The organism is Nocardia sp. NPDC060220 (assembly GCF_042727815.1).
In the GTDB taxonomy this organism is placed as follows: domain Bacteria; phylum Actinomycetota; class Actinomycetes; order Mycobacteriales; family Mycobacteriaceae; genus Nocardia.
The window spans coordinates 1-8,965 of the sequence record NZ_JBHWZY010000216.1 but is presented as its reverse complement, the minus strand read 5'-3'; the positions used below and the strand labels follow the sequence as shown (position 1 = coordinate 8,965).

The following is an 8,965-nucleotide window of genomic DNA, read 5'->3' as shown; positions in this document are numbered from 1 at the left end:
ACCTGCGGAATTACATCGCCGCGAGCGGCTCACTCCCGGACCAGTCGTGGCCCCAGTAGCTGTCCGCGGTGATCTCCTCGGCGCTGTAGTACGTCTCGTCGACCCGCATGCCTTCGGTACCGAACTCGATATCCCAGCCGCCGGGCGCGCGGACATAGAACGACACCATCTTGTCGTTGGTGTGCCTGCCCAGCGTCGAGGACACCGAGAAGCCGTCCTTGGTCACCCGATCGAGAGCCTGGCCGACGGCATCGAGGGAGTCGACCTCCACCATGATGTGCACCAGGCCCGGCGCGCCGCCGTGCGGGGCAGGGCACAGCGCCAGGCTGTGATGGCGTTCGTTGACACCGAGGAACCGCACCCGCATCGGGCCGTACTCCGGCGGCGCCGGGATCCGGAACGCGCCGCGCGGCAGGAACCCGAGCACGTCGGTGTAGAAGCCGAACGCGCCGTTGGGGTCCATGGTCGGCAGCACGACATGGCCCAGACCCTGTGCGCCGGTGACGAATCGCGCGCCGAACGGGGTGATCACCGGGCTGTGGTCGAGCACCGCGCCGTGGAAGATCTCGAGGGTGGCGCCGGTCGGGTCCTGGAAGGTGATGACCTCCTCGACCCCGCGCGCGTCGGCCTCTTCGACCGACAGCGGTTTCACCGCGATCCCGGCCGCCGTCACGGCTTCCTGCACGCGGACCAGTGCCGCGTGGTCGCGGACTTCCCAGCCGATCGTGACGATGGCGTCGCTGTCGCCCGGCACGATCGTGATCCGCGCCGCGCGCTCGTCCATCCGCAGGTACAGCGCGTCCTCGTCGGGCCCGCTGCCCTGCGCGAAGCCGAGCACCTCGAACGCGAACTTGCGCCACCGGTCCATATCGGCGGTCTGGATCTTGACGTAGCCGAGGCCTTTGATGTCTGTCATTTCCGTTGTCCTTCGTGGTGTTCGGGTCAGATCATCGAGCGCAGGTTGTCCGCGGGCTCGAGACCGAGGGAGCTGACGGCCGAGGCGTGATACACCGTGCTCGGCACGTGGATGGCGTGGGCGAGGCCGACGTGGGCGTCGCGCCAGTAGCGCTGCAGCGGCTTGTCGATCCGCATAGCGTTGCCGCCGGAGCGGGCGAAGATCTGGTCCACGGCGGTGACCGCGCGCCAGGCCGCGCGGACCTGGGTGCGCCGGACCGCGGCCCGCTCGGCGAAGCCGATCTCCTTGCCCGCATCGACGGCGTCGAAGATCTTGTCGGCGTTGGCGAGGAGTTCCTGGCGCGCGGCGTTGATGTCGGCGGCGGCCTCGCCGATGGCGAACAGCACGTACGGATCGTCCTTGACCGCGGTGCCCTGCGCGCCGACCCGGTCGCGCTGGTAGTCCAGGTGTGCGGCCAGCGCGCCCTCGGCGATGCCGACCACCGCGGAGCTGATGCCCAGCGGGAACATCGTCGACCACGGCATCTTGTACAGCGTCTCGGTGACCCCGTACTCCTTCTGCGCGGTGCCGTCGATGACGTGGTCGCCGTTCATCACCCGGTAGTCGGGCACGAACGCGTCCTTGACGATGATGTCCTTGGATCCGGTCCCCTTGAGGCCCACCACGTTCCAGGAGTCCTCGACGATCTGGTAATCCTGGCGCGGCAGGATCATGTGCAGCATCGTCGGCGGCAGCGCCATCTTGCCCTCGGCATCACCGAGCATGGCGCCCAGGAAGATCCAGTCACAGTGGTCGGTGCCGGAGCTGAACTGCCAGCGGCCGTTGAAGATGTAGCCGCCGTCGACCGGACGGGCGATGCCGGTCGGCGCGTAGGGCGAGGCCATCCAGGTGTCGTGGTCGTCGGCCCACACCTCGTCCTGCACCTTCGGGTCGGCGAAGGCCAGCTGCCACGGGTGCACGCCGACGATGCCGGCGATCCAGCCGCTGGCCGGGTCGAGCGCGGCGGTGGCCATCACCGTCTCGGCGAACTCGCGCGGGTGCGCCTCGTAGCCGCTGTACTTCTTCGGCTGCAGCAGGCGGATCGGGCCCGCCGTCTTCAGCAGCTGGGCTGTGGCATCGGGCAGCTGCCCGAGCCGCTCCGCCTCCGGTGCCTGCTCACGCAGCTGGTCCGCGATGGCGGCGATATTGTCGAGAACTCTGGTCATCTCCGGTGATGCTTTCTGTTCGTAGTGGGGTGGCGGATCAGGACATGGTGTCGATGACGGCGCCGCGGGCGATGTTGTCGGCCACCTCGGCCTCCCAGCTCGTCACCGCGCGATCGGTATCGATCTCGAACTCGAACCGCTTGGTCATGTCCTCGGTGACGTCGTCGACGTCGACGTAGAACTGCTTGTACCAACGGCGCAGCTGATACACCGGGCCGTCTTCCTCCGACAGCAGCGGATTGTCGATGGGCGCCTTGTTCTTCCAGATCTCGACGTCCTGCTCGAAGCCGTACTCGACGCCCTGCGCGAACTGTGCCGCCATCGCGTTGGCGTCCTCGTCGGACATGCCCTCGGGCTTCTTGACCATCGCGCCGTACTGCAGCACGAACGAGTTCTCGTCGACCGGGTAGTGGCAGTTGACGAGCACCGTCTCGATTGTCATCCCGTTCGATTCGCTCCACAGCCAATCGAGCATGTACGACGGACCGAAATACGAAGCGTCCGAGCGCAGCGCGGAATCCGGGTCGTCGTAGCTGGTGCCGACGGTGACGTCGTGGCGCGGGGTCGAGCGCATGTACTGAGTGGCGACGTGGCCCTCGAAGACGTTCTTGAAGTAGCGCGGGAACGAGTAGTGCACGTAGAAGAAGTGCGCCATGTCGACGACGTTGTCGACGATCTCGCGGCAGTGCGAGCCCTCGATCAGAATCGAATTCCAGGTCAGGTCGGTCCACTCCGGCGTGCCGTAGCCCTCGATCTCGGGGATGGTCACCTCGTCGGTGGGCTTGGAACCCTGCGGGTCGTGCCAGACGTAGAGCTGGCCGTTGCGCTCCAGCGTCGGCCAGGTGCGGGTCTTGGCCAGCGGCGGTACCCGGCGCGCGTACGGAATGGCCGTGCACTTGCCGTTACCGCCCCAGCGCCAGTCGTGGAACGGGCAGGCGATCGAGTCGCCCTTGATGGTGCCGCGCGCGAGGTTGCCGCCCATGTGGCGGCAGTAGCCGTCGAGCACGTGCAACGCGCCGTCGGATTCGGACTGGAACACCACGAGCATGGTGCCGAAGGCCTTCACCTCGTGCGGGTTGCCGTCGCGGAACGACGAGAGCAGGCCGAGGCAGTGCCAGCCGCGGGCGAACCGAGTCGGCGCCGCGGCGGCCTCGATCTGCCGGTAGTCGGCGGTGGTGTCCTGCGATCGGCCGTTCGGCGAGTTCTCCGGCATCGAAACCTCCATGTTCGGACGGAGTGGGGATGAGCTGCGCCGATGGTCGCGCCGCGCGGGGGTCGGCGGGTCGTGGTGTTCCCGGTCAGCGGACATGTTTTCGTCCCGGTCGGCCGCTGTCCCGATGACCGGGAGAGGAACCGATCACAGGAGGCGGACCGCCCTACCGTGACGGCATCGGTTTCGACGAGCAGGAGTGAATCATGGGTAACGTCGCGGTGGTACTGGACACCGATGCCATCCGGCTGTTCGCACAGGCGGCGCGCTCGGACAATCCGGCCTACCGGCTCGCCGATCGGCCCGTGGTGCCGCCGACCTTCCTGCCCGCCGACGGATCCATCGCAGGGGAGCGAGTCGAAACCGATCACCGGTTCTTCGGTCCGCCGCCGCGCGCGGGTGACCAGCTGACCGCGATCCGCGCGGGCGCCCCCGGCCAACCCGCCGTCGGCGCCGCCGAGTCGCTCACCCGATACTTCGACCGCACGGGCGGACTGGTCGCCGAGTCGTGGGCGGCGGCGGAAGCCTTCGCGGGCGAGCAGATGTCACCGCAGGCGGCGGCGCTGCTGGCGACCTACGCCACCGACTGGCTCGGGGCCGAGGCGATCCGCCGCTTCCGCACCAGGTCGGTGCGACCACTGCCGCCCGGCGATGTCATGTCGTGTTCGGGGCGGGTGACCCAGAGCTACGTGCAGGACGGCGAATCCCGGGTCGATGTGAGCCTGTGCGGCGCCGACGCCGCGGGCACCGTGGTCGTCCGTGCGTGGGCCACCTTCGCCGTGACCGGCGACGGGACCCCGGACCCGCGCTAGGGGAGCGGACCTCTCCTCGCCCGCGGGCGCGGACAACGGGTAGTCGACTACTCGTGAGGATGGCTGCGGTGGCGACGACGATCGTGTGTACGCAACTGCCGACACACCTTGTCCACCCTTCGGGAAGGGGCCTGCGATGACCGTCCACGTGGATTCTCCGTCGACAACCGGATTCGAGAGCGACGCGCCGCGGACCGGGTACGACCCGGACTTTCTCGGGTCGCGGGTCGAGGTTCCGGAACTGGATGCGGCCGTGCGCGGCGATGCGGTTCGCCTCGACGGCTCCGACGTCATCAGCTACACCCACTTCTCGTTGGCGCTGAGCAGGCCACGGCGGTTCGCGTTCTGGGTGGCCTGGAACATCGACGGCGCCGCGATGCGCAAACTTTCCCGCACCGGCATCGACTTCGTGAAAGACCCACGCGTCCCGGCCGAGGCGCAGGTGGGAAACGAACTCTACCGACAGAATCGGCTCGATCGCGGCCACCTGGCGCGGCGCGCGGATCTGCTGTGGGGCAGTGAGGCCGAAGCCGAGCAGGCCAATGCCGACTCGTTCTTCTACACCAACATCACCCCGCAGATGGACGACTTCAACCAGAGCAGTCGCGCCGGGGTGTGGGGCCAACTCGAAGACGCGGTCTTCGCCGATGTCGAGGTCGACAACCTGAGGGTGAGCGTGCTCGGCGGGCCCGCCTTCCGCGCGGACGACCAGGTGCATCGTGGGGTGGCCCTGCCGCGGGAGTACTGGAAGGTGATCTGCTTCGCCGAGGGAAACCGACTGCGGTGCAAGGCGTTTCTGCTGACCCAGCACCTCGACGAACTCGAAGCGCTCGCCCTCGACGAGTTCCGCGTTTTCCAGGTCGCCGTGGCCGAGATCGAACAGCGAGCGCACTGCCGATTCCCGGCCGCGCTCCACATCGCCGACACTTTCGTGACCCAGGAGTCGGTGGCCCAGCGCAGCCCGCTCGAGTCGACGGCCGATATCAGCTGGTAAGCCGCCGGCGGGCACCGGTGCAGGTTACGACGTCGCCGCCTGACGTGCCGCCACGCGCGCCCATACCTGGGGATCGGTGCGTGGGCCGCCGGCGGTGGTGGCGCCGTACCGCCGGATCTGGGCGTCGATGTCGAGTGGCGCGGTCAGTGAGGTGCCGGGAGCGAGCGCGTCCTCCACCTGCTCATCGGGCACCAGCCAGCACACCTCGAACTCGATGCCGTCGGGGTCGCGGGCGTAGAGCGCCTTGGTCGACCCGTGATCGCCGGCACCGGTCAGTGCGCGAGCCGCCGTCAAGCGGTCCCGGACGGCGACGAGCTCGGACAACGTGTCCACTTCCCAGGCGACGTGATAGAGCCCGACCGAGCCCGCCGGGCCCGCCGTGGGCGTCCTGGCCTGGAAGAGGCCGAGGTCGTGATCGTTGGCCGAGCCGGGGTGACGCAGAAACGCGCCGCCGGGGAATCCTTCGGCGAGCCGCTCGAATCCGAGCACGTCCTCGTAGAACGCGATGCTGCGCGGCAGATCCGCGACGAACAGAACGATGTGGTTGATTCCCCGCATCGGGCGGTGGCCTCCTCGATCGACAGTCTCGATCTCTGAGCGTCCCACGCCGACCTCGGGCGACACCACTGGACGACCGGGGAGTGGGAGACTTTCGTGCCTGGGCGGCTCGCGCTATTGCGCCGACTTCGTCGTGGTCACGTGCTGCGTGCTGTCGGAGCTGAGCAGCAGCCGGGCGATGAGGTCGGTGAGATGTTCCCTGGTGGTGCCGAATTCGCCGCGCATCCAGGCCGCGACCAACTCCAGTGCGCCGCTGACCACGCTGTAGGCGGTCATGTCGGCATCGAGCGGATCGGCGGGTTCGGCGAGGATCTCGCGACCCACCGCCGACATCGCGCGCGCGATCGCGTGCTGGGTGGTCAGTCGCGCGGCCTGCAGTGCCTCGGTGCTCTGCGCGTTGAGCAGCAGGGCCGATCGGCGGGGGTCGGCGAGCAGGAAGCCCAGCGCGGCGTCCGCCGCCGCGCGCACCTGGCTGTGGACGTCGGGGTCGGCGTCGTGGGTGGCGGTGACCACCGCGGCGATGCCGAGGGCGGTGTGCTCCTCGACCAGCGCGGTGAGCAGGGCGTCGCGGTCGGCGAACTGCTCGTAGAAGTAGCGATCGTTGAGCCGGGCTCGCACGCAGACGGCCCGTTTGGTGACCGCGGGCGCTCCGCCCTCGGCGAGCAGGTCGAGCGCGGCGTCGAACAGCGCGCCACGACGGCGGGACCGGCGTTCGTCCGCGGCTACACCGCCGTAGACGCGTGATGTCGCCGCGTCGTCGGTGTCGTTGCGCATGGCCGCCCTTCCTCTTCCTCGGGCGCCAGAATAGTCCACCCGGAACTCTTGACCCTCCCTCAATTCTGGTGCACTCTGACACCAGACTAGTTTATGGTGTCGTCCAGCACCAGAACTGTCGGCGGAACAAAGGAGTTCACCGATGACCTGTCCTGTGCCACATCAGGAAACCCGCTCGGCCGACGTCACCCCGGCGTCCTCGCGCGAATCCCACAGCGCCGTCGCACGATTCGAACGTGTCGGCGGCTCGGTGCTGTTCGGTTTGTTCGGGGTCGGCCTGTTCGACCAGCCGATGCTGCCCCCCGTCTCGGCCGCGCTCGAGGCCACCGGCCGGGCGCGATATCAGCCGTGGGCGCGGGCAGTGCGCACCGCGGCGGCCGACCAGCTGATCTATCACGGCGAAGACGCCGACCGGGACGCCGAGTCGCAGCGGCTCATGCTCCTGCATCGCGACGTCAAAGGCGTCGGCCCGGACGGTGAACGCTATTCGGCGCTCAACCCGCACGCCTGGAACTGGATCCTCTACTCGACCTTCTTCGTCCAGCGCGGCGCCTACCTCGCATTGACCGGCGACACCCCGTCGCCGGCCGCCGACCAGGCCATCTGGGACCACTACCGCACCAAAACGCGCGGCCTGCACCTGCCGGGTAACTCGCAGCCGATCGCGAACTACGCGGACCTGGCCGTCCACTACGACCAGATGATCACCGAGCTGCGCGCGACCCCGGCACTGGAAGCGGCCACCACAACGGTTCGCCGTGCACCGCGCCCGGACTTCCTGCCCGCCGTCACCACCCCGTTCTGGTGGGTGAGCGCGCCCACGTTCGGCTATATCGCGATGGTTCTCGGCTGCGGGATCATGCACCCCGAGGTGCGCGCCAAGATGCCGATCACCTGGACCGCTCGCCACGACCGGCACTTCCGAATCCTCACGACCGTCCTACGCGTCGCCTACACCCGGCTCCCGGCCGCGGTCACCGACTCCCCGATGGCCCGCAATCGGCGCAAGTACGAACGCCTGGCCGGGCGATACCGGGAGGTCGGCCTCACCTCGTTCGCGCCGGAGACCGGCGAGGCCCGATCGCGGCGGCGCGTGCGAGCCTAGCCGAGATCGAGTGGCGCTCGGTCCGGCGCGGAGCCCGGCAGGTGCGGATCCATCCAGCGCAGCATCCGGTCGACCGAATCCGCGCAGTCGCCCTGCGCGCCGGACTCGGCCCACTCGATCAGCGCGGCGAAGGTGGCGGACTGGTACGCGGTGGCGATGGCCCGGCAGATGGGAGCGGGGGAGCCGGGCAGTCGACCGGCGAGGTAGTCCGACAGCGTATCGATCCACGGACGGTAGATCCGGGGAGCGGTCGCGGCCAGCTCGGGTTCGGAGGAGATCAGCCGCAGCCAGTCCGGCGCCAGCTCCTGGATCTGCGGATCGCGCGACACCGACTCGACGATCGCGGACCGCACGACCACTGCGGGCGGCTCCTCTGGAGCGGCGCCGGCGAGCGCGTCTCGTAGCCGCTCCGTCGCGGGCGCGACCCCGATCCAGGCGATCTCGGCTCGGGACGAGAAGTGTCGCAGCAGGGTGCGCGTGCTGATTCCGGTGGCCTCGGCGAGATCGCTCCAGCTGGTGGTGGCGAAACCGCGGTCGGTCCACAAGCGCAGTGCGCCGACCGACACGGCCCTGGTGTCCAGCACGGAGGGGCGGCCGGGGCGGCGGGGAGCTGGCTGGGTCACCGTGAAAGCCAAACAGTTTTGGCGAAGTGTGTCAATATCAGTGAGACCTCACCGAAAACAGGAGAAACAGTATGGATTTCGTCAACTCGTCCGCGATCGTCACCGGCGGTGCGTCGGGTCTCGGCTTGGCGACCGTGCAGGAACTGCACGCCAAGGGCGCCAAGGTCGTCATCGTCGACCTCCCCTCGTCCAACGGTGCGGCCATCGCCAAGGAACTGGGCGAGGGCGCGGCGTTCGCGGCCGCGGACGTGACCGACGAATCGGCGGTGGCCGCGGCCCTCGACGTCGCCGAGTCGCTGGCGCCGCTGCGGATCGCCGTGAACTGCGCCGGTATCGGCAACGCGATCAAGACGGTCGGCAAGAAGGGCGCGTTCCCGCTCGCCGATTTCACCAAGGTGATCAACGTCAACCTCGTCGGCACGTTCAACGTGATCCGGCTGGCCGCCGAGCGCATGTCGGGCACCGACCCGGTCGGTGAGGAGCGCGGCGTCATCATCAACACCGCCTCCGTCGCCGCCTACGACGGCCAGATCGGCCAGGCCGCCTACGCCGCGTCCAAGGGTGGCATCGTCGGCCTGACCCTGCCGATCGCGCGTGACCTGGCGAGCTTCAAGATCCGCGTCGTCACGATCGCGCCCGGCCTGTTCCGCACGCCGCTGTTCGAGACGCTGCCAGAGGAGGCGCTGCAGGGCGCGTTCCCGCTCGCCGATTTCACCAAGGTGATCAACGTCAACCTCGTCGGCACGATCAACGTGATCCGGCTGGCCG

General features: G+C 68.8%; 10 protein-coding genes. 4 read left to right on the top strand and 6 right to left on the bottom strand.

What is annotated here, in order from left to right:
- Nucleotides 1-10 precede the first annotated feature (10 nt).
- Genes bphC through ACFWF3_RS13815 form a run of 3 tightly spaced genes read right to left on the bottom strand, consistent with a single transcriptional unit; the run spans nt 11 to nt 3,334 of the window.
- Entirely contained in the window at nt 11-916 is a 906-nt protein-coding gene (gene bphC, locus ACFWF3_RS13825; RefSeq protein WP_379313951.1) for a biphenyl-2,3-diol 1,2-dioxygenase, read from the bottom strand.
- Between the two features lie 26 nt (nt 917-942).
- Nucleotides 943-2,121 carry an acyl-CoA dehydrogenase family protein gene (locus ACFWF3_RS13820; RefSeq protein WP_378987669.1) on the bottom strand — a complete coding sequence of 393 codons (1,179 nt, stop codon included), beginning with the start codon at nt 2,119-2,121 and terminating at the stop codon, nt 943-945.
- Between the two features lie 37 nt (nt 2,122-2,158).
- Nucleotides 2,159-3,334: a Rieske 2Fe-2S domain-containing protein gene (locus ACFWF3_RS13815; RefSeq protein WP_379313950.1), complete on the bottom strand. Its 1,176-nt coding sequence runs from the start codon at nt 3,332-3,334 to the stop codon at nt 2,159-2,161.
- A gap of 203 nt (nt 3,335-3,537) precedes the next feature.
- Between ACFWF3_RS13815 and ACFWF3_RS13810 the strand changes: the two genes are divergently transcribed.
- Together ACFWF3_RS13810 and ACFWF3_RS13805 are read left to right on the top strand one after the other, a co-directional pair.
- Complete coding sequence (locus ACFWF3_RS13810) at nt 3,538-4,143, top strand: hypothetical protein (protein WP_379313949.1); 606 nt, start codon at nt 3,538-3,540, stop codon at nt 4,141-4,143.
- Nucleotides 4,144-4,279: 136 nt separating this feature from the next.
- Complete coding sequence (locus tag ACFWF3_RS13805; protein ID WP_379313948.1) at nt 4,280-5,137, top strand: DNA/RNA non-specific endonuclease; 858 nt, start codon at nt 4,280-4,282, stop codon at nt 5,135-5,137.
- 24 nt (nt 5,138-5,161) lie between these two features.
- Here the strand turns inward: ACFWF3_RS13805 and ACFWF3_RS13800 are convergent, their stop codons facing one another.
- Both ACFWF3_RS13800 and ACFWF3_RS13795 read right to left on the bottom strand, forming a co-directional pair.
- Nucleotides 5,162-5,695: a VOC family protein gene (locus tag ACFWF3_RS13800; RefSeq protein ID WP_379313947.1), complete on the bottom strand. Its 534-nt coding sequence runs from the start codon at nt 5,693-5,695 to the stop codon at nt 5,162-5,164.
- Between the two features lie 114 nt (nt 5,696-5,809).
- On the bottom strand, nt 5,810-6,469 hold the full coding sequence (locus ACFWF3_RS13795; RefSeq protein WP_379313946.1) for a TetR/AcrR family transcriptional regulator: 660 nt from the start codon (nt 6,467-6,469) through the stop codon (nt 5,810-5,812).
- 142 nt (nt 6,470-6,611) lie between these two features.
- On the opposite strand from ACFWF3_RS13795, the gene ACFWF3_RS13790 reads away from it, so the two are divergent.
- A complete protein-coding gene (locus tag ACFWF3_RS13790) occupies nt 6,612-7,574 on the top strand; it encodes an oxygenase MpaB family protein (protein WP_379313945.1) in 963 nt (320 codons plus the stop codon).
- On the opposite strand, the gene ACFWF3_RS13785 is transcribed toward ACFWF3_RS13790, so the two are convergent.
- Nucleotides 7,571-8,197, bottom strand: a complete 627-nt coding sequence (locus ACFWF3_RS13785; protein ID WP_379313944.1) for a TetR/AcrR family transcriptional regulator — start codon at nt 8,195-8,197, stop codon at nt 7,571-7,573. The two genes, ACFWF3_RS13790 and ACFWF3_RS13785, sit on opposite strands and share 4 nt — an antisense overlap.
- Nucleotides 8,198-8,268: 71 nt before the next feature.
- Here ACFWF3_RS13785 and ACFWF3_RS13780 point away from each other — a divergent pair.
- On the top strand, nt 8,269-8,965 hold a 697-nt coding region (locus tag ACFWF3_RS13780; protein WP_379313943.1), incomplete at its 3' end, for an SDR family NAD(P)-dependent oxidoreductase.

Excerpts from the sequence above, each read along its gene's own strand:
- ACFWF3_RS13795 (WP_379313946.1), bottom strand. The coding sequence starts at position 6,469 with ATGCGCAACGACACCGACGACGCGGCGACATCACGCGTCTACGGCGGT.
- ACFWF3_RS13815 (WP_379313950.1), bottom strand. The coding sequence starts at position 3,334 with ATGCCGGAGAACTCGCCGAACGGCCGATCGCAGGACACCACCGCCGAC.
- ACFWF3_RS13790 (WP_379313945.1), top strand. The coding sequence starts at position 6,612 with ATGACCTGTCCTGTGCCACATCAGGAAACCCGCTCGGCCGACGTCACC.
- ACFWF3_RS13810 (WP_379313949.1), top strand. The coding sequence starts at position 3,538 with ATGGGTAACGTCGCGGTGGTACTGGACACCGATGCCATCCGGCTGTTC.
- ACFWF3_RS13800 (WP_379313947.1), bottom strand. The coding sequence starts at position 5,695 with ATGCGGGGAATCAACCACATCGTTCTGTTCGTCGCGGATCTGCCGCGC.
- bphC (WP_379313951.1), bottom strand. The coding sequence starts at position 916 with ATGACAGACATCAAAGGCCTCGGCTACGTCAAGATCCAGACCGCCGAT.
- ACFWF3_RS13820 (WP_378987669.1), bottom strand. The coding sequence starts at position 2,121 with ATGACCAGAGTTCTCGACAATATCGCCGCCATCGCGGACCAGCTGCGT.
- ACFWF3_RS13805 (WP_379313948.1), top strand. The coding sequence starts at position 4,280 with ATGACCGTCCACGTGGATTCTCCGTCGACAACCGGATTCGAGAGCGAC.